Genomic DNA, 22933 nt, shown 5'->3' on the forward strand with positions numbered 1-22933 from the left:
CCAAAAAACGATGAAGAAGTATTTACTGTTTGTAATTCTTTTCTTTTTGCTCATTTATTTAGCAATGCCGGTTCTCAACTACGGATTTTACAGTGTTGGCGTCATTATTTTAGTATTGTTGTTCTTCTTGTTCTTATTCTCTTTAGGGATTACTACCGACAAAGCCGGAAAGAAATTCATTGTGAATCAAAGACCCAAAAAGTGGATACTTTTGACTATGGCAATTGTTCTTGTTTATTTAACAATATTGCCTTTAATCACTTCAGCCACCTTTTTGTACACTTCCAAGTATCAAAAAATGATTGGAGAAGTGAAGAAAGGGAATGAGATTTCCAAACACATAGCACCAATTTCTATGGACAAAATCAGAGTAGTTGATCAGGAGTTGGCTTATTTGTTAGGTGAAAAAATTATCGGTTCTCAACCGGCTCTCGGAAGTCAGATTCAATTGGGGAGATTTTCGATACAAAAAGTCAACAACGAATTGTTTTGGGTGGCGCCATTGTTGCACTCCGGATTTTTCAAATGGTTTAACAACCCAGAAGGAACGCCGGGCTATGTTATGGTTTCCGCCACCAACGAACGCGATGTTAGATTGGTAGAAACTATAGACAACAAACCGCTCAAAATAAAATACCAACCGGGGGCCTATTTCCAAAGCGATATTCACAGACATGTTTATTTTAACGGTTATGCAACTACCGGTTTGGAAGATTTTGTTTTTGAAATTGACGAAAAAGGAAATCCGTATTGGGTAATTTCCACTTACCAAAAAGAAATCGGGTTTTCGGGTAAAGATGCTACCGGCGTTTTGGTGGTAGATGCCCAAACCGGAGCGATACAACAATATGCTATAGCCGATACACCGGCCTGGGTAGATCGCATTCAGCCGGCGGTAATTGTAGAAGAACAGTTGAACGATTGGGGCGAACTGATTAACGGCTATTGGAACTTTTCCAACCGTGATAAATTGCAAATCACTGAAGGGTTAACTTTGGTTTACGGCAAAAATGACCGTTCGTATTGGTACACCGGATTGACTTCTGTGGGCAGCGACGAAAGTGCTGTTGGGTTTGTTTTAGTCGATACCCGAACCAAAGAAACCACTTTTTACAAGCAAAGCGGTGCTACAGAATATGCCGCTCAGCAATCGGCTGAAGGGAAAGTGCAAGAGAAGGGTTATCGCGCTTCCTTGCCAATTCCTTATAACATCAATAATATTCCCACATATGTAATGACTTTAAAAGATGATGGTGGTTTGGTAAAAATGTATGCGATGGTAGCCATTAACGATTATACTATAGTAGGCGTTGGGAACTCGATGAGAGAAACTTTAACGGCTTTCAAGAGTGCCTACAACTCTTCCGGCAATAAAATAAACCCGAGTAGTACGGAAGCTAAAAAAAGCATTAAATCTATGATTACTCGAATTCAGAATGATGTGAAAAACGGTAACAGTTTTTACTATTTCACCATCAAAGATTATCCGAGAATATTCGTGGGTTCTACTCAAGTATCCGGAGAGTTGCCCATTACAGTAGTAGGCGATAGTGTGGAAATTTCATTTGATATTGATGAAGAAAAAATAATCGATGTCACCCGATTTGACAATAAAGCGTACCAATAATCAAAAAGCCCTAACCAGTGTTAGGGCTTTTTTTATAAGTTGATGTTCGAAACTATTTCTTTCAATGCCTGTTCCAATTCGGAATTAACAATTTTTCCGTCTTTAAAATTATCGTGAAAACTCGGCAAAGAAAAACTTCCTTTCAGGTCAGCGCCTTGAAAAGGAAATCGTTTTGAAGCGATGTCCAAAACACTAGAGCCGCCACGAGCACCGGGAGAAGTAGTCAATAAAAGCATGGGTTTTTGTTGGAAGGTTTTAGCGTTGATACGAGATGCCCAATCCAAGATATTTTTGAAAGCGGCTGAATAAGCGCCGTTATGCTCAGCCAAGGAAAGCACTATGAAATCAGCTCGACCCATTTTATCATAAAAATCCTGAGCCAAAGGATGAATTCCGTTTTCCTTTTCACGGTCAACGGAAAAAACAGGCATATCGTAATCGTTTAAATCTAATACTTCAATACTGGTATTTTTAAACAAATTAGCGGCATAAACGGCCAGTTGTTTGTTAATCGAATTCCGGCTCGACGAACCGCCAAAGGCTAGTATTTTTTTCATTTTGCTTGGTTTAAATAATACGTCAAGGCGCCCGACGGACATTTGTTGATGGTTTCGATAATTTTTTCAGTAGTCGAACCTTCAGGTGTAATCCAAGGTTTTTCCTTAGGTTTAAATACATCCGGATTGTTTTTGACGCAATTGGCCGAATGAATGCATTTGCCCGATTGCCATACTATGGTCACTTCGCCGTTGGTGTATTCTTTGGTTAGGTTGTTAGGATCCATGATTTTTAGATTTTAGTGTCGATTTGAATTTGGTTTTTCAGAATTTTTGAGACCGGGCATTTTTCGGCAATCAGCAATAATCGCTCTTTAATTTCCGGACTTACTTCGTTTGAAAACGAAATGTCACGAGTGATGGTAGTGACTAATTCGCCCTTAATTTCCTGAGATAAGTTTAGTGAAATGAAAATTTCCGGGATGTCCCATCCTTTTCGGTCTATGTACATGCGTAGGGTAGATAATGTACAACCCGCTAAAGAGGCTAAAAAAGTAGAAAACGGATCGGGACCGATATTTTGTCCGCCCACATTTTCCGGTTCGTCCATCAACAAAGTACCATTGCGCCAAGTAATGGAACACAAATATTTTTGGGTGCCAATTTTACCTTCTACATTATTTTCTAAAAGATTTGCCATAAACTATTAATTATAAAACGTCTCTAAATTCGGCCACCTTGTCAAATACACTTTTGGCAAAAGGACAGAGCGGAATGATTTTGAGGTTGTTTTCTCGAGCATATTCCACGGCTTTGGTGACCATTTTTTTGCCAAAGCCTTTGCCTTCATTGCCGGGATTGACTTCGGTGTGATCGATGATGATTTTATCTTCGCCGGCAAAAACAAAGGTCATCATGGCTTCTTGCTTGCCCTCAATTTCAATGTAAAAAAAGCCTTTATTGCCGTCGATTTTAAGTTGTACTTCGTTTTGCATCTTTTTAAGGTTTAACCGCAAATGCACCAATTATTTGGTTTGCGAATTTGCGGAGGTTTTTAATTATTGAAACATAGGGACTTCCATCAACAAGATTTCAGCCTCGGAAGTCGCTTCAAAAGTTACTTTTTCAAAATCGGTTATCCCTAACCCATCGCGTTGGGACAAGTCTTGTCCGTCTACTTTCACATTTCCTTTGATTACAAATACATACAATCCGTTGCCTTCTAATTTACGGCTGTATTCCAAAGTTACACCTTGGTCTAAATTGCCCATGTGAAACCAAGCATTTTGGTGAATCCAAACACCGGCATCATCGGCATTAGGAGATAAAATTTGTTGTAACTTATTATGACGGTCGGTGGTGTCTAAGGTTATTTGTTGGTAACGCGGTTCCACATTGCGGTATTTTGGGAATACCCAAATTTGCAGCAAATTGGTTCTGCGGTCGTGATTCGGATTGAATTCACTGTGTTGGATTCCGGTTCCGGCACTCATAACTTGCACATCACCAAACTTGATAACTTCGGTATTGCCCATGCTGTCTTTGTGCGCCAAATCGCCTTCGAGCGGAATGGTGATGATTTCCATATTGTCGTGCGGATGTGTCCCGAAGCCCATGCCGCCGGCCACTATGTCGTCGTTTAATACGCGCAAAACGCCAAACTGTACTCGGTCGGGATTATAGTAACTGGCAAAACTAAAGGTATGGTGCGCATCTAACCAACCATGATTGGCATGTCCTCTGGTCTCGGCTTTGTGTAAAATGGTATTTTTCATTTGCTTTTTTAGTTTGTTTTTTAATGGTCAAATGCAATCGAAACTTTGTTTCGATGCCATGATGTATAAATTTAGTGATTATTATGATACAAATTTACAATCAAGGGTAAGTTGAGACACTTAATGTAGGTTAAGAAATATTTGAAGTTGATGACTGGCTGAGTAACTAAGTAGCTGAGTTATTCGATAATCAGTAATATGCATGAGGATTGCGTTTACTTCTTCAACATTCGCGCTTTCATTTTACTAAAAAATTCAGGAGTAACACCAATATAAGAAGCCATTTGCTTTTGAGGTAATTTTTGAATAAGCGATGGGTATTTTTTGCAGAATTTCTCGTAGCGTTCTTCGGCGGTTAGACTTAAGTTGTCCATCAAGCGCTCTTGGTTGGCTACTAACGAATTCTCCGTTAAGATCCGGAAGAATCGTTCCAATTTTGGAATTTCGAGGTAAAGTTGTTCTTGATTTTCTTTAGAAAGGACAATAATTTCGGCATCCTCCAATACTTCAATAAAAAGATTGCCGGGTTTTTGAGAAAGTAAACTGTACATGTCGCTGATCCACCAACCTTCGCAGGCAAAGCTCATCACGTGTTCGACGATGTTGTCGTTAATGCTGAAGCTTCGCAGCAAACCAGAATTTACAAAGTAGCCATCCTTGCAAACCTGACCGGCATTTTGTAAAATGGTTTTGGCTTTGACTTGTCGCGTTTCAGTTTTAGACAAAAACAGTTGTTCTTCTTCCGGCGTTAGGGAAATGTGTTTGGCGATATTGTCTAAAATCAAGCTCATGGTTTCAAAAATACGAAAATAGCGCCAAAAAAAGCGGCCTTTCGTCACTGAAAGGCCGCTTGGTTTTTAATGTTGGTGACCGTCGTGGTTGTTGTGGTCTTCTTTTTTCAGAGGTAGTAACTTAAAACTCGAAGCTACGAATCGGTCGTTTTTAATTTCTCCCACTACTTCCGCTTTTCTGATGGCTGAGCAAAACCCGTCATCAGCGTGAGCATCTCCGTGTTTGTTGATGTCGGTTCCGTCTACAAAATAGGTTTTTCCATCGATGCGAACGGCTAAGTCACAACCGGCTTTGCCTTTCATTCCGAATTGGCATTGTCCGCAAGAAGCTTCTACTACTTGTGGCTTTTTTTCTTGGGCATTCATGGCGTTGATTCCTAAAGTGAGGAAAGCCACTAACAATAATTTCTTCATCATTATAAATTTACGGTTACTAATTTTGCGGTTTCTTTGGCTCTTTCTACTACGTTTTCAATTGGAGTTTCTAACGAATCATGTGTTAAAACGACTCCCATTCTGCGGTAAGGACGAGCACTTGGTTTCCCAAAGATACGAAAATCGGTTTTGGGTAAAGCGGCTACCTCGGAAATTCCGCTAAACGTTGGATTATTCGAATTTCCTCCTGCTAAAATTACAGCACTGGCTCCTACTTTTTCCAACGTAATTTCAAAAATAGGCAGGCTCAAAACGGCACGCAAATGCAATTCAAATTCGTTGAAGTTTTGCGTTCCGGCTAAGGTTACCATACCGGTATCGTGTGGTCTTGGTGATAATTCTGAGAAATAAACCCCTTCGTTGGTCAGGAAAAATTCAACGCCGAATAAACCCGCGCCGCCCAACGCTTCGGTGACTTTTCGCGCCATGTTTTGGGCTTCTTGAAGGTCTTTATCAGAAACCTCGGCCGGTTGCCAACTTTCTTGGTAATCGCCACGCTCTTGTCGGTGACCGATTGGTGCACAGAACAACGTTGGATTGCCATTTTGAGTAACGGTCAACAAAGTAATCTCGGAATGAAAATTGACAAAGGCTTCTACGATGACTTCAATGATGTCGCCACGCGAACCTTCCTCGGCGTATTGCCAAGCTTTTAGGATATCCGCTTCGGTTTTGATGGTGGATTGGCCTTTGCCGGAAGAACTCATCAATGGTTTTACCACGCACGGTATACCGACTTCCGCTACTGCGTTGCGTAATTCTTCGGCTGAGGTTGCGTATCTATAGTTGGCGGTTCGTAAGCCTAAGTCTTTGGCCGCTAAATCGCGAATGGCTTTGCGGTTCATGGTGAAGTTCGCTGCTTTTGCGGATGGCACAACGGTTATGCCTTGTTTTTCATAATCGTAAAAACGTTCGGTGCGAATGGCTTCGATTTCGGGAACGATAAAATCCGGTTGGTGTTGGGCTACGATACGGTCGAGTTCGGCACCATCGAGCATGTTGATGACTTCAAAGTCGTGGGCGACTTGCATGGCGGGTGCATTTTCATAACTGTCGACAGCAATAACCGTTTGTCCGATGCGTTGGGCGGCGATGACAAATTCTTTGCCTAGTTCGCCGGAACCGAGAAGTAGTATTTTTTTAGTCATGTTTAGACTTTTTAGATTGTTAGATTTTTAGACTTCTTAGATTTAAAAAAAATCAGAACTTTTACGAAAGTGTCTGACATTCTAAAATGTCTAAGCGGTCTGTTTTGCGTTAAGGATTGAGGCGATATCCTCGTAGTGTAGCGGAGAGATAAAGCCGAAAGCCTGACCCAAAGGGTAACGCTATAAAAAAGCCCCAAGTTTCCTTGAGGCGTATGGTTTTAAGCTAATGCTTCCTTAATTCTTTTAAAAGCTTCTGTCAGTAAGGCTTCGCTGGTCGCGTATGACAAACGGATGCAGTTCGGGTTTCCGAAAGCGTCGCCGGTAACGGTAGCTACGTTGGCTTCGGAGAGCAAATACATCGAGAAATCGTCGGCGTTGTTGATGGTTTTTCCGCGTAAGGTTTGACCGAAATAAGCCGAAACATCAGGGAAAAGGTAAAAGGCACCTTCGGGCACGTTGATTTTGAAGCCCGGAATTTCTTTGGCTAAGGCGACTACCAAGTCTCTGCGGTTTTTAAAGGCCGTCACCATATTGTTCAGTACACTAGGGTCGGCATCCACGGCTGTGATTGTAGCTCTTTGTGCGATAGAGTTAGCGCCGGAAGTGACTTGACCTTGCATTTTGGTACACGCTTTAGCGATGATTTCGGGTGCGCCAATGTAACCGATTCTCCAGCCGGTCATGGCGAAGGCTTTGGCAACACCGTTAACCGTAATGGTTCTGTCGAATAAGCCAGGAATGGTAGCGATACTGCAAAACGTTCCTGAGAAATTGATGTGTTCGTAAATTTCGTCGGAAACAATATAGATGTTTGGGTATTTTTCTAAGACTTTGCCGATGGCCTCTAATTCTTCACGGTTATACACCGAACCGCTTGGGTTGCAAGGAGAACTGAACCACATCATTTTGGTTTTGGGTGTGATGGCTTTTTCCAGCTGCTCGGGTGTGATTTTGAAATCGCTTTCAACAGACGTTGGTACTTCTACCGGAACGCCGCCGGAAAGTTTGATGATTTCATAATATGAAACCCAATACGGTGCGGGAAGGATGACTTCGTCACCGTCATTCAACATCACTTGCGCCACATTGTATAATGATTGTTTGGCACCGGTGGAAACGACGATGTTGGCCGGTTTGTAATCGAGGTTGTTGTCTCTTTTGAACTTTCGGCAAATGGCCTCTTTGAGTTCTACATAACCGTCAACCGGGGTGTAAGTGCTGTAGTTGTCATCGATGGCTTTTTTAGCCGCTTCTTTAATGAAGTCGGGCGTGTTAAAATCGGGTTCACCTAAACTCAAGCTGATGATGTCTTTGCCTTGGGCTTTTAATTCTCTGGCTAAGGCTGCCATAGCCAGTGTTTGTGAGGTAGATAGTTTGTTAATTCTGTCCGATAAAATACTCATTGTGTTGTTGTATAGGATGTTAAATAAAGAGACGCCAATAAAGGCGTCCCGTTTTTATGTTATGTTAATTGCGGTTGTCTGCCCAATTCTCTTAAGTGCTTGAAATGAGAGGCAATTGCCGCTCGCGTGGTTTTGAATTCGTAATAAGGCAACTCACATTCTTTGGCGGTTTGCTTCACGATTTCGGCGATTTTGCCGTAGTGGATATGGCTAATATTTGGGAAAATGTGGTGTTCAATTTGGTGGTTTAATCCACCGGTGTAGTAGTTTACCAACCAGTTTTTAGGGGCAAAGTTGGCAGTAGTAAACAATTGGTGAATGGCCCAAGTGTTTTCAATTTCACCGTTTTCATCCGGTACGGGATTATGGGTGTCTTCTACAACGTGCGCTAATTGGAATACAACGCTTAAGATAACACCTGCAGTGTAGTGCATTACTAAAAAGCCTAATACTACTTTCCACCAAGAGATTCCCATAACTATAGGAAGTACTAACCAAATGGAGAAGTAGATGACTTTAGTAATGATTAAGGTTGTCCAACGGATTGCCGGTTTTTTGAATTCGCCATAAGATAAGTTTCTTTTCAAATAGCGTTTCATTTGAAGGAAATCGGTGGTAATCGCCCAGTTGAAGGTTAACAAACCGTACAAGAAAATCGAGTAATAGTGTTGAAATTTATGAAAACGGTACCATTTGGCGGTTTTGGAAAAACGCAAAATTCTTCCGGCTTCTAAATCTTCATCGTGTCCTAAAATGTTGGTGTATGTATGGTGTAAAACGTTGTGTTGGACTTGCCAATTGTAAACATTTCCGGCCAAGATGTAAATGCTGCCGCCCATGATTTTGTTCACCCATGATTTGTTGGAATAAGAACCGTGGTTTCCGTCGTGCATTACATTCATGCCAACGCCGGCCATTCCGATTCCGATAACTACGTTCAATAACAGATAAGCCCAAAAAGGCATATCCATGGCTAGTAAGATAAAATATGGGGTTAGGAAAATGGTAAACATTACAATCGTTTTAAGATGTAATTTCCAATTTCCGGTTTTGTCGAGGTTGTTTTCTTTAAAGTAGTTGTTTACTCTGGAGTTTAGTGTTCTGAAAAACTTAAGGTTGTCGTTCTTAGAGAAAACGGGTGTTGTGGTATTCATAAATTAAGGGTATTCTAAAAATTTCCGTAAAGATAATTATATAATTATTTTAAAGATGATAAAGCTATCATAAATATCAACGAAAACGCTATTTTTGTTCAAAACTCTTTTTATGGAAGAAATTATTAAACAATTTCCTAATCTTACTGATAATCAGCTTGTACAGTTTCAGAAATTGGAATCGCTGTATCACGATTGGAATGCGAAGATTAACGTTATTTCCCGAAAAGACATCGATGAATTGTACACCAAACACGTTTTACATTCGTTGGCCATTGCCAAAGTGCAGCCTTTTGAACCCGGAACTTACATTTTGGATGTCGGAACCGGTGGCGGATTTCCCGGAATTCCTTTGGCTATTTTATTCCCTGAAACACGTTTTTACCTGATTGACGTTATCGCCAAAAAAATCAAAGTCGTTCAAGCCGTTGCGGATGGTTTGGGTTTAAAAAATGTCAAAGCAGAGCAAATGAGAGCCGAGAACGCCAAAGGCGATTATGATTTTATCGTCAGTAGAGCCGTAACCAATATGCCTGATTTTTACGCTTGGGTCAAGGATAAAATCAAAAAACAAAACAAGCACGCCTTACACAACGGCATTTTATACTTAAAAGGCGGCGATTTAACCGAAGAGTTGAAAGATTTCCCGAAAGCTACCGAGTACAACATAGCCAACCTTTTTTCGGATCCTTTTTTCGAAACCAAAAAGGTAGTGCACTTGCCTTTAAAATTTAAACCATAAAAAAAGCCTCTCCATCGAGAGGCTTTTTTTTAGTTTTTAATGATCTTCTTGGTAATACTACCGTTTTCGGTGTTGATATTGATGAAGTAAATCCCTTTCGTCAATGAAACCGGAATTTCAAGAATGCCGTTGATGTTTTGATGCTTCACACTATAAATGATTTTGCCTAACATATCGGTTACTGTGATAGCCGCATTTTCTATACTGTAATCACTATTGATTTCGATGGTTTTGTCTGCCGGATTTTTGATCCAAAGTGACGTTAGTGCTTGGTCATTTGTTACTAAAGCGCCGCTGATAATTTCATTCAATGCAAAAGTCACATTGTTGGAGTTTAAAGTCACGTGATTTTCATTAACTGTCGGTATCGAAGACGCCACAAACGGAGTCGCTGAGGAACCGGTCACCGGAGCATACAAATTGTTAGTTCCGGAGATAGCCATCGAACTCCAAGTGGGAATAAACGTAAAATAATCGGCGTTGAGGTTGTCGAAAAACTCAGTCAATAAAGGATCCGCTCCCAAATCGGCTTGAAAACCGGTCATGTCAAATCGACCTCCCGGAGCGGTGTCCAATCCGTCGGTATCCGTTGGTGCTTTTGAATTCGCTAAACTTTCATAAACGGTGAACCAAGTAAAAAGATTGGCTTGTCCTCGGAATCGACTTACTTGATTGGTTTGGTTGGCAGCAGGTGTGAAACGAAGGTTAATAATGGCTCTTTGTGTTGAGGTTACATTGAAAGTATGATTCATGACCTCAAAATTCGGAGTGTAATTCATGGTTCCGTTTCCGGCTCCGTTAGCAATTGAAACATTTCTAACAGTAGTTGGGAATCCCATTGCGTTCAATTCGTTTTGGAAAGCATTTCTGTAGTTAGGCACGCCAACTGGTAACAAGGAAGCTGCAGCGGTGTTGAATTCGAAGGCACTTCCGGATTGAAGGTGTCCTTCCATGTGATCAATTAGCATTTGTCGGGCGGCCGGACTTTTTATTAAACCATCCACAACCGGTTGTACAGCGGTACTTCCCAGCGGTCCGTAGGCCATGTAATTGAATAAGTGTTGAAAGCCAATTGGAACATTAGCGCCTTTGTGTGGCGAGTCAAACGAAATGTACAATCGCGTATCGTGGTTCAAATTATTTATTTCCATATAGCGCAAGGCGTAACGGGAAATCAGTCCGCCCATACTTGGCCCGATAATCACGTTTTTCTCGACACCTACTTTTTGAGCGTTAATCAGATTGATGACTTGTACCAAAACGAAGGCGTTTCTTTGGATGAAATCTACACCGCCATCGATTACTGTTGTAGAGTTAGGGCGTGTGTAATTTGGAAAGTTTACAATAACAATGTCAAAACCGAGAGATCTTAAATAATCAGCTAAATTTTGGTTGGTGCCATAATTTAAACCGGCATAGGTTAAGGCAATGCTTCTGGCATCACCCGGATCAAATCCATCTACTAAAAAAACCGGTTTGTCTAAAATACCGTCTACAGTGTCCGGGAAAATTTCGTATTCGCCTTGACCAAAAAAAGCGGCAGTTTCGCCAAAACCTTGATAAGGTATAGTAGCTGTTACGGTGTTAACCGCATTTGGAGCATTTGGGTTTTGATTGTTTCTGGCTGTGATTCCGTTTGTAGAGCCAACTTTTATTGTAAAAGATTGGTAGGTGGTTTCTCCGTTGCTGAACTCCAATCGACAATTTACAGTTTGTAAGCCTTCTTCATTGAAATGAATCGTGAAAGGTTGGTTTTGCACTATGTTATGCCATTGACCGTTCCCTTTATCTTGATAGGCTATATTGCTGATAGTTCGGTTAGTGGTGTTAAATATAAATGCATCTTTTAAAACAAAAGTAATCGTATTGGTTTTAGCTGTTCCGACCAAAGGTGAAATCAAGTTTGCACTATGACGTTCAAAAATGGTTGCCGAGCCTTCTTTAGGTTGGTATTGTTGGTTGGCGTTCAAAAAAACATCACCGCTTTCAATGGCATTGGCACTGATTTTTTCAAAATCGGTGATTAATACACTTAACGGAATTTCATTTTGTATGGCTCCCAATTTACCGGCGTTCTTCAATATTTCCAATTGAGGCAATCGCTTTAAAAAATCGGCTCTTTGTATTTCGTGGTACAACTGAATAAAATAGGTAGTACTCACGTCTTTTTGACGGGCTTTGGTAGCATCCGCCAAGCCGAAAACTCTGTCGTAGATAATTTTGGTTTGGCTTTTCTCTTGCAGCAAGTCACAGGATTTGTCTTGGCCGAAAGTAAATAGGGATAGTAAAGAAATTACCAAAAGCGTAATTTTTTTCATAGTTTCAATTTTTGATTTTGACGCTCGAATATACAAAAAATACCATTTGAATCGTAAAAAAAAAGTCCGAGTGTAAACCCGGACTTTTTTGATTTTGAATAAGATACGATTATTCTCCTAAAAAAGGATAGCGATAATCGGCTGGTGTAACAAAGGTTTCTTTGATGGTTCTTGGAGAAACCCAACGCAGTAAATTTTGCATTGAACCGGCTTTGTCATTAGTTCCTGAAGCTCTGGCGCCACCAAAAGGCTGCATACCTACTACAGCTCCGGTTGGTTTGTCGTTAATGTAGAAATTTCCGGCGCTATTTTGTAAAGCCAAAGTAGCTTCTTCAATAGCATAGCGGTCTCTGCTGAAAATAGCTCCGGTTAAAGCATATTCTGAAGTTTCATCTACCAATTTTAAAGTTTCAGACCATTGAGCGTCTTCGTATACATAAACTGTCAATACCGGCCCGAACAATTCGGTTTCCATAGTAGTGTATTTCGGGTTGGAAGTCAAGATTACGGTTGGTTCGATGAAATAACCTTTCGATTTATTGTAATTCCCGCCAAAAATTACTTCAGCGTCAGCATCTTGTTTTGCTAGGTCAATATATTTAGCCAATTTATCAAAAGAACCTTCGTGAATAACTGCAGTAACGAAATTGGAGAAATCTTCAGGGCTTCCCATTTTGATGGTAGCCAATTCTTTGCCCATTTCTTCTTTAATAGCCGGCCAAAGCGATTTTGGAAAATACGCTCTGGAAGCGGCGGAACATTTTTGGCCTTGGAATTCAAAAGCACCGCGAATACTGTTGGCTACCACTTGTTTTACATTGGCACTCGGGTGAACCATTATAAAGTCTTTTCCTCCGGTTTCTCCAACGATTCTTGGGTATGTTTTATAGGTGTGGATGTTTTGGCCGATTTTTTTCCAAATTTCTTTGAATACGAAAGTGGAACCGGTATAATGTACTCCGGCAAAATCAGGACTGGCCAAAACGGTATCAGTAATCATAACCGGATCTCCGAACACTACGTTAATCACACCCTCAGGCACACCGGCTTCTTGGAATACATCAATAATGATTTTTGCTGAAAAAACCTGACTGTCGCTAGGTTTCCAAACCACAGTGTTGCCCATTAAGGCGGCACTGGCAGGAAGATTGGCAGCGATTGCTGTAAAGTTAAAAGGCGTAATAGCGTACACAAAACCTTCCAGCGGACGGTATTCTACTCGGTTCCAAACATCGGAAACTGACTTAGGTTGGTCGCTATAGATTTGTGTCATGAATTCCACGTTATAACGCAAGAAGTCGATTAATTCACAAGAAGCATCAATCTCAGCTTGGAAAATAGTTTTGGATTGTGCAATCATGGTCGCAGCGTTAATTTTAGCGCGGTAAGGTCCGGCAATCAACTCGGCTGCTTTTAAAAAAATAGCAGCTCTTTGTTCCCAAGCCATATTGGCCCATTTTTTTCTGGCTTCTAAAGCAGCAGCGATGGCTTGTTCAATGTGTTTTTTTTCGGCTAAATGATAGGTGCCAACCACGTGTTGGTGGTCGTGAGGTGCCGTCATATTACGGGTATTACCGGTGCGGATTTCTTCGCTTCCGATATAATTGGGAACATCAATGGTTTCGTTCCACATTTTTTGGTAGGCTGCTAAAACGGCTGCTTTTTCAGGCGAGTTAGGAGCGTATGATTTTACAGGTTCATTGACCGCTTTAGGGACATGAAAAAATCCTTTAGGCATATTTTAGAGTATTAGAGTGTTAGACATCTTAGAATTTCAGATAATCAGAATCTGAAAAACTGACACAAAAGTACAAAGGAATTTCCGATTTCTTAATACGAGAAGGCAAAGATTAACTTTGGAGAAACCTCGCTTTAGTTCAAAGCAAAAGGAGCGCTTAATTTGAAAGTCGGCACTATTACCTTGAACGTTTTGGTCGTAGTAAAGTTGATCATGTTGAAGTGACCGCTCATGGCTCCAAAAGGAGAAGCCAACAAACAACCCGAGTTGTAAGTGTGTTTTTCGCCAGGTTTGAGTACCGGTTTTTTGCCGATTACACCTTCGCCATCTACAATTTCTTTTTCATTGAGAGAATCTAAAATTTCCCAATGGCGTGAGTTGAGTTGTACCGAATCTTTACTGTGGTTTTCAATCGTAATTTCATAACTAAAGGCAAAATGAATCTTATAGTTTTTGAAGTAAGTACCTTCAAAACTAGTCAGAACCGAAATTTTAATGCCTCTTGTTATTTGTGAAACCATGTAGTATTCATTCTATTAGGTTGTCAAATTTACAAAAAATACGCTTGCTTAAGTGAATTAGATGTTAAATTTTGATTAGTAAGTGATATCAACGGAACTGGCAATTCCTTTGCCGATAATGCGGTCGTAACGTTGGTTGTTTTCGCGGTAATACACCAAGGCAAAATAATTGTTTTCGGTTTGGTGGAAGTTGCCGTCGATAGCATTTTCTTCATCAACTTTACCATTAGCATCTGCAATCACGTATTGATAGTTGGTAAATCCTTGCTTGATCATGATGGCTTTTTCATAAATGGCTTTTTCAGCGTTATACTCCATTTTGTTTTCTTCACCTATGGCAAAACCGTTAAACATGCCATTAACATAAACCGACTTTTTACCAAAATAATTGGGTGCTGAGAGCGTAAAAAACACCCAAGCGTAATCGGCTTCAATTTCGTTGTTTTGGGCGTTGATGTTTTTAATGATGAAATTTCCGTTGATATCGGGATAGTAGGTGTAAGGTGCATTGGCTCTGGCTTCGTGCAAATACAAATGCGCATTGTAAATACCGCCGTTCGAATCTATTCTTCCGATGCTGTTGTTGGCCGCGCGGATGTCTTTGTTTTCAAAGAACAAAAACTCATTACCAGCCCAAAATTGGGTTTCACTGTCGTAGCGGTAAATCAAATCGTTTCCGATAGTGTATTGCGGTTTGATTCCGGTAATCGCATTGTCAAATTTGCCGTTTTGCAATAACATTACTTTTACGTTTTGGAGCGGACTTTGGAAAGTGATGGTGGTCGACTTTATGGTGAAGTCTAAATTGTGTTTTTGATTGGTAACCGATAAGTTTCGGGCTCTTCTCACTTGCATCGGAACGGTTACCAATTCTTCGTACAAGATGAATTTTTTGGTAAAAACGACTTCTTTGTCATCGTTTAAAATCTTTAGAATATAGTTGCCGCTAACACGAAACTGAGTGAAACGGTTGGGGAAAGTCAATCGATAATGCGAATACAATTGTAAAGTGGTCAACGAATTGGTGTAATCTTGTATGCGCTGATCGTCGAAACCATTCAGATATTCGTTTTTAAATAATTGCGAAGGCTTCCAATCGTAATCGCAATGCGTGATGGTGTAAAAATAATTGGCTTCGTTGCCATACAAATCGTCAAACTGAAACTGAAAGGTATCGCCCAATCGGAAAATCGGAATGGCATTTTGACTGTTTTGGACAAAGCTGACAGTTTTGATATTATAGGGTGGCGGGATTTCTTTTTCAACTTGAGCAAAAACCGTGGCAGAAAGAATAAATAAAGCTAAGGTGTAGCAGCGCTTTTTAAACATGATATTCAATTTTCGAAACGTAAATATACTAATTAATACCACACGAATGGTGCCACTTATAGTCATTTCCAATTTGCAGTTACTAAATTATAGTTAATGAGATTTAAATTTCGTAAATCTTTTCTTAGTTTCACAATAAAGATTGCTTTTATCCGTTATTATCCTTAATTCAAAAACAAAAATCTAAATTTTTATGAAACAAATTTTAAAATCGGCATTGGTCCTTTTTTTGTTTCCGGCAGCACTTTTTGCTCAGGAGTTAAAACCAACCGATGCTATTCCCTTTGATCCTAATGTAAAAAAAGGAACCTTAAAGAATGGACTCACTTATTACATTAGGAAAAACAGTAAGCCAGAAAATAAAGTGGATTTGCGACTGGTTATTAATGCCGGTTCCATTTTAGAAAACGACGACCAACAAGGATTGGCGCACTTTATGGAACACATGTGCTTTAATGGAACCAAACGTTTTCCGAAAAATCAATTGGTGGATTACTTACAAAGTATAGGGATAAAATTTGGTCAACACCTCAATGCTTATACCAGTTTTGATGAAACGGTGTATTTTCTTCCGTTACCTTCCGACAATCCAGAAAAATTAGAAAAAGGATTCCAAATCATCGAAGATTGGGCTTTTAATGCCAATTTAACTCCTGAGGAAATTGACAAAGAAAGAGGAGTGGTTTTAGAAGAGTATCGATTAGGGTTAGGCGCCGACAAAAGAATGGAAGATCGCTACATTCCTAAAATGATGTACCAATCCAAATATGCCGATCGTTTGCCGATAGGGAAAAAAGAAATTCTACAAAATTTCACTCATGAAAAATTAACCAATTTTTACAAAGATTGGTATCGTCCTAATTTGATGAGTGTTATTGTAATTGGAGATATTGATGTGGCCCAAATGGAGCAAAAAATCAAAGATCATTTCGAGAGTTACAAAAATCCGGCTAATGAGAAACCAAGAAAAGTGTTTGATGTTCCCAATCACAAAGAAACTTTAGTGGCGATTGAAAGTGATAAAGAAGCGGCTCAAACCCAAATTCAATTGTTGTATAAAGATTATGAAGCGCCAAAAAAAATCAAAACCATCAAGGATTTACAAGATAAATTGACTGAAGGTGTTTTTTCAACCATGTTGAATAACCGTTTGAACGAGTTGGCCAATTCACCGACACCACCATTTACTTATGGGTATACTTATCACGGCGGAACTTTTGCCAGAAACAAAGAAGCTTTCCAATCTTTTGCTATGATTGATGAAAAGAAACAAATTGAAGCATTGAAAGTATTGGTTGCCGAAAACGAAAGAGTCAAAAAGTATGGTTTTACAACCGGAGAATTTGAAAGAGCCAAAAGCGAAATCATTTCCAGAATAGAAAATCAATACAAAGACAGAGACAAGACCAACTCAGAGGACTTAATCTGGGAATGCCAATCAAATTTCTTAGAAGAAAGCCCAATGCCCGGCATAGAATGGGAATACCAAAATATGGGAAAAATACTTTCTTCCATCAAATTAGAACAGGTGAATGGTTTAATTAAAGATTTTATCAAAAACGATAACAGGGTAGTGGTGATTACTTCACCTGAAAAAGAAGGATTGAAAAAAGTAACCGAAAAAGAAGTTTTAGAGGCTTTAGTTGTTAATGCTAAAGATTTAAAACCATATGAAGATAAGGCGGTAGCTTCAAGTTTGTTGCGCAAACCCATTAAAGAAGGCGCTATAGTGAAAAAAGAAACCAATGACAAAATTGGGGCGACCACTTTAACGCTTTCCAACGGTGCAAAAGTGACTTATAAGAAAACCGACTTCAAAAACGACGAAATTTTGTTAGAAGCCATTAGTTTCGGGGGAACCAACATGTACTCAAATGAAGAAATCAAAAAAACGCAGTTCGCCAATAACGGTTTAACAGAAGCCGGATTTTCAGGTTTAACCCAAAACGACATTGATAAGTTTATGGCCGGCAAAATAGCCTCAGTAACGCCTTACATTAGCAATGTAACAGAAGGTTTCAGAGGGAATACCACGCCTAAAGATTTAGAGTATGCGTTCCAAATGTTACACGCTTATTTTACCGATTTGAATTTTGATAAAGCGGCTTTTGAAGGCTACAAACAAAAGCAATCCAACTTTATGGGGAATATGATTTCACAACCCGGATTTTATTTCCAACAAGAGTTTTACGGCTATTTGAACAAAGAAAATCCAAGATGGAACGGCATCGTGCCAACAGAAGAAAAATGGGCAGCCACCGATTATGAATTAGCATACAACAAATTCAAAGAACGCTTTGCTAATGCAGCTGATTTTGAATTCTTCTTTGTTGGTAATGTTGATGATGCAGCTATGGAAAGTTTTGCCAAAAAGTATATTGCCTCTTTGCCTTCTAACAATACGAAAGAAACGGCTAAAGATTTAGGCTACCGCTTTTTAAAAGGCGATGTTAAAAAAGTAATCAACAAAGGAAAAGATCCCAAAAGTAATGTAACCATTATGTACTATGGTGATGCAACATATTCTTCTAATGACGCTATTGCTATGACTGCTTTAGGTGAAGTGCTTACCATTAAATTGGTGGAAGAATTAAGAGAAAACGAAAGTGGCGTGTATGGCGTTAGCGCTCGTGGCAGTATGTCTAAAGTCCCATATGAATCATACGGGTTTAACATCAGTTTCCCATGCGGTCCGGAAAATGCTGAAAAACTAACGGTATCGGCTTTGGCTGAATTGGATAAAATTGTTAAAAACGGTCCGGAAGAAAAAGACGTTAACAAATACAAAGAAGCTGAAGCTTTAGAGTATAAAAAGAAAATCAAAGAAAACCGTTATTGGTTGACTAATTTTACCCGTTCGTTTATGAATGGCTCAAATCCTGAGGAAATTTTAACAGTGTCAGAAAAAGTAAAAGCTGTTACTGCCAAAGAAATCCAAGAGGTAGCAAAGAAATATTTAACCAAAGATAAAGCCATTGGTGTTTTAATGCCGGAATAGATTTTTTTTAAAAAATTTACCGCAGATTCGCAAATAGATAATTTGTGAATTTGCGGTTTTTTATTTGTAACAAACAGGAATAATTTCGCCTTTGGCCAAACAATATTTTTCTACCAATTCAGGAGCAATCTTGTGGGTGTAATCTTCTTCGATTACAGTAAATCCAATGCTTCTCAATTTGTCAAAATAATCCCTGCCGTACACCCGAACGTGATCGTATTGTCCGAAAATTTTAGCGCGCTCTTTTTGATCGGTGATGCTGTCATCCGAAAAAGTAACGGCCCTGGACAAATCTTGCGGAATCTGGAAAATGCCCATGCCGCCCGGTTTCAATACACGATACAATTCCTGCATGGCTTTAGTGTCATCCGGAATGTGTTCCAAAACGTGGTTACAAAAAATAATATCGTAGTGGTTGTCTTCAAAAGGCAAGTTACAAATGTCAGCCTTCACATCTGCTAATGGTGAAAGTAAATCGGTGGTCGTATACTCGATATTGCTTTGTTTCTTAAACCGTTTGTAAAATTCCTGTTCGGGCGCAAAATGCAAGACTTTCTTTTTGTCTTTAGCAGTGAAAAAATCGGTTTCGTTTTGCAAATACAACCACAACAAACGATGTCTTTCTAAGGAAAGTGTACTCGGAGACAACACATTATTTCTTTGGTTGCCGTAACCGTAAGGTAAAAACATGCGGAAACTTTTCCCGTCAATCGGATCCGTGAAACGACTGCCTTTCAAAACAAAAGCCAAAATCGGACGCACTACTATACTTAACCGAATTAAGATAGGTCTCGGAATAGTGTTTAAGATGAATTTGAATAATTTCTTCATTACAGCACTAATGGTTTTTGGCGGAATTCTTCTTCTTCGTTACTCTCAATACCTAAAGCTTTATAGATATAGGCAAAAGTCGAAAGCAATTCGGGCTTGCCGTTTACCAAAGCTACATTGTGTTCAAAATGCGCACTTGGTTTTTTGTCTGCGGTTACTATTGTCCAGCCGTCTTTCAAGGTTTTGATGTTGCGACTTCCCATGTTAATCATCGGTTCGATAGCTACTACCATGCCTTCTACAAATAATTTGCCTCGACCTTTTTTGCCGTAATTTGGCATTTCTGGTGCTTCGTGCATCACGCGTCCTAAGCCATGTCCGACTAATTCTCGTACTACGCCGTAGCCATGTGCTTCAGTGTATTTTTGAATGGCATTTCCAACATCTTCTACGCGGTTTCCTATTTTAAACTCGCGGATTCCTACGTACAAACTTTCTTTGGTAACCTGTAACAATTTTTTGGTCGCCGGTGCCACATCGCCAATTTCAAAAGTATAAGCGTGATCACCGTAAAACTCGTTTTTCAACACCCCGCAATCTACCGATACCACATCGCCCTCTTCGATAGGTCGGCTGGTAGGTAAACCGTGAACTACTTGCTCGTTTACGCTGGTCAATAAAGTCGACGGACAACCATACAAACCTAAAAATCCCGGAACCGCTTGATGGTCACGGATGAATTGTTCGGCTAATTTGTCGAGTTGTAAAGTAGTAACTCCGGGTTTTATTTCGGTGGCTATCATGCCTAAAGTTTTGGAAACCAACAAAGCACTTTCGCGCATCAATTCGATTTCTTCTGCTGTTTTTTGAATAATCATCTGCTGTAATTTAACTTTTGCATTGGGCTTGTTGCCGTGAATGAGGTTGCAAAAGTAATTATTTTACGCTTACTTATTCAGGATTGGCCATGATTTTAAACAGTTTGGCATTCGAATCGAAGTAGCGGTTTTCGATTACTAGTTTCGACAATTGAGCGGAAACTAAGTTGTTTTCACGTGTATTAATTAAGAAAATCGAGCTTTCGCCAAAGGTAAATAACCGTTCTTCCGAAGTTAACATGGTGTTGTAATCTACCACTAAATTGTCAATCAACTGTTTCTGTTTTTCTAAGGAACTGATTTCGGTTTGTTGCGCTTTAATTTTGTTTTTCAACGATACTCGCTCCAAATCCAAATCGAATTTTACATCTTGTAACTTCAGCTTGGCCAGTTGCAAACTGCCGCGTTCTTTTCGCAAAAAAAGCGGGAAGTAAAAGTTCAAACCGACTTTATAATCTTGAAATCGATAATTGTCAAAGTATCTTGGCTCGGACAAATACGAATATCCTAAATCGATTCTTGGTAACAACATATTGGCTTTGAGTTTTCGATCTACCTCGAGCATTTCGATTTTTTGCTCCAAAGCGTTAATCTTCGGATGGTTTTCCAAAGAAGGATTATCCAACATTAAGTCGTTGGTGCGCAAGGTTTCTTTAATAGTAAGCACTAAATTTTCTTCCGGAATGATGTCGTCTTGTAATTCGAGAGGGACATTGTTTTCCAACCACAGGAAGTTGGCCAACTCCAATTTGGCTTTGGCCAGTTTCAACTGTGATTCTTCCAAACTCAATTTTCTGTTTCTAACGATAATTCCTGCTTCTACGCTGTCAATAGCCGGTTTGTCGCCTTGTTCAATCGACTTGGCGATGCCTTGATAACGGATATTGGCATTGTTGAGATAGGTTTGATATAGTGTAACTTCATTATAGTTTCGTTTCCAATTGAAATACGCCACCGAAGCGTCGTATAAAACCGAAACGGCCATTAAATTTCTTTCGGCTTGACTCAATTTTACTTGAATTTTAGCCTTGCGCAAATCGGCCATTCTTTGGTTGATAAACAAACCTTGTCCCAAAGGCACAGAAATTCCCAAAGAAGTCAAGCCTTGATTGGGAACGGTGTTTTCAGGGTTGAGGTAAATGCCTTCGTTATTGTCGAAACCGGCTTTGATTTCCACACCGTACCAAGTCGGGATTTTAAAACTGCTGTTTAAAATCGAATAGTATTGGTTGTCTTTGAATTTCTTTTGTTCAAAATCGACTTCAATTTTCGGGTCGAAACCGCCGCGCGCCATCATTAAATTGGCTTGTGCCTGATTGATTTCTAAGTTGGCGCTTTTCACCAGCGGATGGTATTTTTTGACAAAGCCCAAAAACTCATTGTAGGTAAGTTCTTTGGTAGTGTTTTGACCCCAAACCGAAAATCCGAGCAATAAAAAACCTATGAGAATCGATTTCATTATTTTTTGTCTTTTTGAGTACTGTTTTTAGGCTGATAATAGTTTGGTGGAAATCCGTTCAGCGTACGCCAAATTTCAAACCAAACCGGTACATTGTCGAGTAAGGCTAAGGTTTGTGCGCCCGAACCGATGCTGATTTGTTTTGGCCAGGCTTCTTCGTTTTCATCCGGCGCAATCAAAACGCGAAATTTACCATTGTCGCTGATGAAGTTTTCGATGGCTACAATTTTACCGCCGAAAGTTCCGTAAGACAAGTTAGGCCAACCCGAGAAGACAATAGTAGGCCAGCCGTCGAACCAAATTCGGACTTTTTCTCCTTTGTGTAACAACGGTAAATCGGTAGCCGAAACAAAAGTTTCTACCGCGATGTCGTATTTGGCCGGCATGATACTCACAATCTGAGTGCCTTCTTTAATGGTTTCACCGATTCCCGATTGCAATGCGCGGTTAACATAACCACTTTGCGGCGCTTTGATGTAATACATCCCGTTTCGGATTTGGTAATTGGTGTATTGGTTTTTGAGTTTATTGACTTGGGCTTCAGTATCGTACTGACTGCTTAAGGCCGTAAACCTGTCGCTGCTGGCTTTTTGCTCTTTCTCGTTGTATTCGGCTATGATGCGATTAACTTCTACTTTGGCGTTAATCAATTCGTTTTCGCTGGCCAATAATTTGTTTTCCTGCGTGATGATTTTGGCTTCGGTTTCTTGCAATTTCAAGCGTTTTTCTTCCACATCAGTCATTGGTTTCAGGCCTTCTTTATTTAAGGCCAAGGAACGATTGAACTGGGTAGTGGCGATTTTAATTTGTGTACGCACGGCTACCAAATCCATACTGTCGCTTTTGACTTTTAAGATGGCTTGACGGATTTTGTTTTGGGCTTGTTGTAATTTGAGTTGGCGTTCGTTTCGAATGGCTTCAATTTGACCTTCCAACGAAACTACTTTACCGCCGTAGGATTGTCCGGCCATTTCTTTGGCTTTAAGTTGGCTTTCGGTGTTTTTAACCAAATTTGGATCCAGGTAGTCTTCTTTGGTTTCCGAAATGAATAAAATTGTGTCGCCTTTTTTTACAAAATCACCTTCTTTAACGTACCATTTTTCTATTCTTCCGGCAATAGCCGAGTGAATGGTTTGCGGTCTTTGATCCGGTTTTAGCGTCGTTACAGCACCCGAACCTGAGATGTTTTGCGTCCAAGGCAAGAACAAAATCAATAAACCAAAAAGGGAAACGCCTCCAATTATTTTATTCAAAACTTTGTAATGCGGGCGATCACTCAGCGTTTTAAAAGTGCTGTATTTTTCTATGGTTTCGCCAATTCGATTGTTGTTAGAAATATTAAGCATTTC

Annotated in this window: 21 protein-coding genes; 3 read left to right on the forward strand and 18 right to left on the reverse strand. The window is 39.9% G+C overall.

Annotated features, from left to right (window positions below; all coding sequences use genetic code 11):
* Positions 1-10 precede the first annotated feature (10 nt).
* On the forward strand, positions 11-1627 hold the full coding sequence (locus tag SK086_RS04340) for a hypothetical protein (protein ID WP_324690050.1): 1617 nt from the start codon (positions 11-13) through the stop codon (positions 1625-1627).
* A 32-nt stretch (positions 1628-1659) separates the two neighbouring features.
* Here SK086_RS04340 and SK086_RS04345 read toward each other — a convergent pair whose 3' ends face one another.
* The 10 genes from SK086_RS04345 to SK086_RS04390 form a co-directional block, all read right to left on the reverse strand.
* Positions 1660-2184, reverse strand: a complete 525-nt coding sequence (locus tag SK086_RS04345; RefSeq protein WP_324690051.1) for an NADPH-dependent FMN reductase — start codon at positions 2182-2184, stop codon at positions 1660-1662.
* Entirely contained in the window at positions 2181-2411 is a 231-nt protein-coding gene (locus tag SK086_RS04350; RefSeq protein WP_290876305.1) for a (4Fe-4S)-binding protein, read from the reverse strand. Before SK086_RS04350 ends, SK086_RS04345 begins: the two co-directional genes overlap by 4 nt.
* A gap of 5 nt (positions 2412-2416) precedes the next feature.
* Positions 2417-2824 (reverse strand): OsmC family protein, encoded by a 408-nt coding sequence (locus tag SK086_RS04355; protein ID WP_290876307.1) that lies wholly within the window; start codon positions 2822-2824, stop codon positions 2417-2419.
* 10 nt (positions 2825-2834) lie between these two features.
* Complete coding sequence (locus tag SK086_RS04360; RefSeq protein WP_324690054.1) at positions 2835-3119, reverse strand: GNAT family N-acetyltransferase; 285 nt, start codon at positions 3117-3119, stop codon at positions 2835-2837.
* A gap of 63 nt (positions 3120-3182) precedes the next feature.
* Positions 3183-3899 carry a pirin family protein gene (locus tag SK086_RS04365; RefSeq protein ID WP_324690056.1) on the reverse strand — a complete coding sequence of 239 codons (717 nt, stop codon included), beginning with the start codon at positions 3897-3899 and terminating at the stop codon, positions 3183-3185.
* A gap of 215 nt (positions 3900-4114) precedes the next feature.
* Positions 4115-4690, reverse strand: coding sequence for a Crp/Fnr family transcriptional regulator (locus SK086_RS04370; protein ID WP_324690057.1), 576 nt, complete (start codon positions 4688-4690; stop codon positions 4115-4117).
* A gap of 66 nt (positions 4691-4756) precedes the next feature.
* The gene (locus tag SK086_RS04375) at positions 4757-5104 is read right to left on the reverse strand and encodes a DUF6370 family protein (RefSeq protein ID WP_290876315.1); all 348 of its coding nucleotides are present in this window, start codon (positions 5102-5104) and stop codon (positions 4757-4759) included.
* Between the two features lie 2 nt (positions 5105-5106).
* Complete coding sequence (purT, locus tag SK086_RS04380) at positions 5107-6273, reverse strand: formate-dependent phosphoribosylglycinamide formyltransferase (protein WP_324690058.1); 1167 nt, start codon at positions 6271-6273, stop codon at positions 5107-5109.
* Between the two features lie 218 nt (positions 6274-6491).
* A complete protein-coding gene (locus SK086_RS04385; RefSeq protein WP_324690060.1) occupies positions 6492-7676 on the reverse strand; it encodes a pyridoxal phosphate-dependent aminotransferase in 1185 nt (394 codons plus the stop codon).
* A 59-nt stretch (positions 7677-7735) separates the two neighbouring features.
* Complete coding sequence (locus SK086_RS04390) at positions 7736-8830, reverse strand: fatty acid desaturase family protein (RefSeq protein ID WP_290876715.1); 1095 nt, start codon at positions 8828-8830, stop codon at positions 7736-7738.
* A 112-nt stretch (positions 8831-8942) separates the two neighbouring features.
* Here SK086_RS04390 and rsmG point away from each other — a divergent pair, with 112 nt between their 5' ends.
* Positions 8943-9572, forward strand: a complete 630-nt coding sequence (gene rsmG, locus SK086_RS04395; protein ID WP_324690062.1) for a 16S rRNA (guanine(527)-N(7))-methyltransferase RsmG — start codon at positions 8943-8945, stop codon at positions 9570-9572.
* Between the two features lie 29 nt (positions 9573-9601).
* Here rsmG and SK086_RS04400 read toward each other — a convergent pair whose 3' ends face one another.
* The 4 genes from SK086_RS04400 to SK086_RS04415 all read right to left on the reverse strand — a co-directional run bounded on the left by SK086_RS04400 (position 9602) and on the right by SK086_RS04415 (position 15478).
* Entirely contained in the window at positions 9602-11890 is a 2289-nt protein-coding gene (locus SK086_RS04400) for a T9SS type A sorting domain-containing protein (protein WP_324690064.1), read from the reverse strand.
* A gap of 109 nt (positions 11891-11999) precedes the next feature.
* Positions 12000-13628, reverse strand: coding sequence for an L-glutamate gamma-semialdehyde dehydrogenase (pruA, locus tag SK086_RS04405; protein ID WP_324690066.1), 1629 nt, complete (start codon positions 13626-13628; stop codon positions 12000-12002).
* 134 nt (positions 13629-13762) lie between these two features.
* On the reverse strand, positions 13763-14149 hold the full coding sequence (gene apaG / locus SK086_RS04410; protein WP_324690068.1) for a Co2+/Mg2+ efflux protein ApaG: 387 nt from the start codon (positions 14147-14149) through the stop codon (positions 13763-13765).
* A gap of 75 nt (positions 14150-14224) precedes the next feature.
* Positions 14225-15478, reverse strand: a complete 1254-nt coding sequence (locus SK086_RS04415; protein ID WP_324690069.1) for a type IX secretion system plug protein — start codon at positions 15476-15478, stop codon at positions 14225-14227.
* A 193-nt stretch (positions 15479-15671) separates the two neighbouring features.
* Between SK086_RS04415 and SK086_RS04420 the strand changes: the two genes are divergently transcribed.
* Positions 15672-18476 carry a M16 family metallopeptidase gene (locus SK086_RS04420; RefSeq protein WP_324690071.1) on the forward strand — a complete coding sequence of 935 codons (2805 nt, stop codon included), beginning with the start codon at positions 15672-15674 and terminating at the stop codon, positions 18474-18476.
* Positions 18477-18536: 60 nt separating this feature from the next.
* On the opposite strand, the gene SK086_RS04425 is transcribed toward SK086_RS04420, so the two are convergent.
* The 4 genes from SK086_RS04425 to SK086_RS04440 all read right to left on the reverse strand — a co-directional run bounded on the left by SK086_RS04425 (position 18537) and on the right by SK086_RS04440 (position 22930).
* Positions 18537-19307, reverse strand: a complete 771-nt coding sequence (locus SK086_RS04425; RefSeq protein WP_290876323.1) for a class I SAM-dependent methyltransferase — start codon at positions 19305-19307, stop codon at positions 18537-18539.
* The gene (map, locus tag SK086_RS04430; RefSeq protein ID WP_290876325.1) at positions 19307-20125 is read right to left on the reverse strand and encodes a type I methionyl aminopeptidase; all 819 of its coding nucleotides are present in this window, start codon (positions 20123-20125) and stop codon (positions 19307-19309) included. The genes SK086_RS04425 and map overlap by 1 nt, the downstream gene beginning before the upstream one ends.
* A 73-nt stretch (positions 20126-20198) precedes the next feature.
* Positions 20199-21584, reverse strand: coding sequence for a TolC family protein (locus tag SK086_RS04435; RefSeq protein WP_324690074.1), 1386 nt, complete (start codon positions 21582-21584; stop codon positions 20199-20201).
* Entirely contained in the window at positions 21584-22930 is a 1347-nt protein-coding gene (locus SK086_RS04440; RefSeq protein WP_324690075.1) for an HlyD family secretion protein, read from the reverse strand. Before SK086_RS04440 ends, SK086_RS04435 begins: the two co-directional genes overlap by 1 nt.
* Between the last annotated feature and the right edge of the window lie 3 nt (positions 22931-22933).

The organism is Flavobacterium cheonhonense (assembly GCF_035671315.1).
Taxonomy (GTDB): domain Bacteria; phylum Bacteroidota; class Bacteroidia; order Flavobacteriales; family Flavobacteriaceae; genus Flavobacterium; species Flavobacterium cheonhonense.

Bases quoted from the DNA above. Each gene is read 5' to 3' on its own strand.
- SK086_RS04340 (WP_324690050.1), top strand. From the start codon at position 11: ATGAAGAAGTATTTACTGTTTGTAATTCTTTTCTTTTTGCTCATTTAT.
- SK086_RS04345 (WP_324690051.1), bottom strand. From the start codon at position 2,184: ATGAAAAAAATACTAGCCTTTGGCGGTTCGTCGAGCCGGAATTCGATT.
- SK086_RS04350 (WP_290876305.1), bottom strand. From the start codon at position 2,411: ATGGATCCTAACAACCTAACCAAAGAATACACCAACGGCGAAGTGACC.
- SK086_RS04355 (WP_290876307.1), bottom strand. From the start codon at position 2,824: ATGGCAAATCTTTTAGAAAATAATGTAGAAGGTAAAATTGGCACCCAA.
- SK086_RS04360 (WP_324690054.1), bottom strand. From the start codon at position 3,119: ATGCAAAACGAAGTACAACTTAAAATCGACGGCAATAAAGGCTTTTTT.
- SK086_RS04365 (WP_324690056.1), bottom strand. From the start codon at position 3,899: ATGAAAAATACCATTTTACACAAAGCCGAGACCAGAGGACATGCCAAT.
- SK086_RS04370 (WP_324690057.1), bottom strand. From the start codon at position 4,690: ATGAGCTTGATTTTAGACAATATCGCCAAACACATTTCCCTAACGCCG.
- SK086_RS04375 (WP_290876315.1), bottom strand. From the start codon at position 5,104: ATGAAGAAATTATTGTTAGTGGCTTTCCTCACTTTAGGAATCAACGCC.
- purT (WP_324690058.1), bottom strand. From the start codon at position 6,273: ATGACTAAAAAAATACTACTTCTCGGTTCCGGCGAACTAGGCAAAGAA.
- SK086_RS04385 (WP_324690060.1), bottom strand. From the start codon at position 7,676: ATGAGTATTTTATCGGACAGAATTAACAAACTATCTACCTCACAAACA.
- SK086_RS04390 (WP_290876715.1), bottom strand. From the start codon at position 8,830: ATGAATACCACAACACCCGTTTTCTCTAAGAACGACAACCTTAAGTTT.
- rsmG (WP_324690062.1), top strand. From the start codon at position 8,943: ATGGAAGAAATTATTAAACAATTTCCTAATCTTACTGATAATCAGCTT.
- SK086_RS04400 (WP_324690064.1), bottom strand. From the start codon at position 11,890: ATGAAAAAAATTACGCTTTTGGTAATTTCTTTACTATCCCTATTTACT.
- pruA (WP_324690066.1), bottom strand. From the start codon at position 13,628: ATGCCTAAAGGATTTTTTCATGTCCCTAAAGCGGTCAATGAACCTGTA.
- apaG (WP_324690068.1), bottom strand. From the start codon at position 14,149: ATGGTTTCACAAATAACAAGAGGCATTAAAATTTCGGTTCTGACTAGT.
- SK086_RS04415 (WP_324690069.1), bottom strand. From the start codon at position 15,478: ATGTTTAAAAAGCGCTGCTACACCTTAGCTTTATTTATTCTTTCTGCC.
- SK086_RS04420 (WP_324690071.1), top strand. From the start codon at position 15,672: ATGAAACAAATTTTAAAATCGGCATTGGTCCTTTTTTTGTTTCCGGCA.
- SK086_RS04425 (WP_290876323.1), bottom strand. From the start codon at position 19,307: ATGAAGAAATTATTCAAATTCATCTTAAACACTATTCCGAGACCTATC.
- map (WP_290876325.1), bottom strand. From the start codon at position 20,125: ATGATTATTCAAAAAACAGCAGAAGAAATCGAATTGATGCGCGAAAGT.
- SK086_RS04435 (WP_324690074.1), bottom strand. From the start codon at position 21,584: ATGAAATCGATTCTCATAGGTTTTTTATTGCTCGGATTTTCGGTTTGG.
- SK086_RS04440 (WP_324690075.1), bottom strand. From the start codon at position 22,930: ATGCTTAATATTTCTAACAACAATCGAATTGGCGAAACCATAGAAAAA.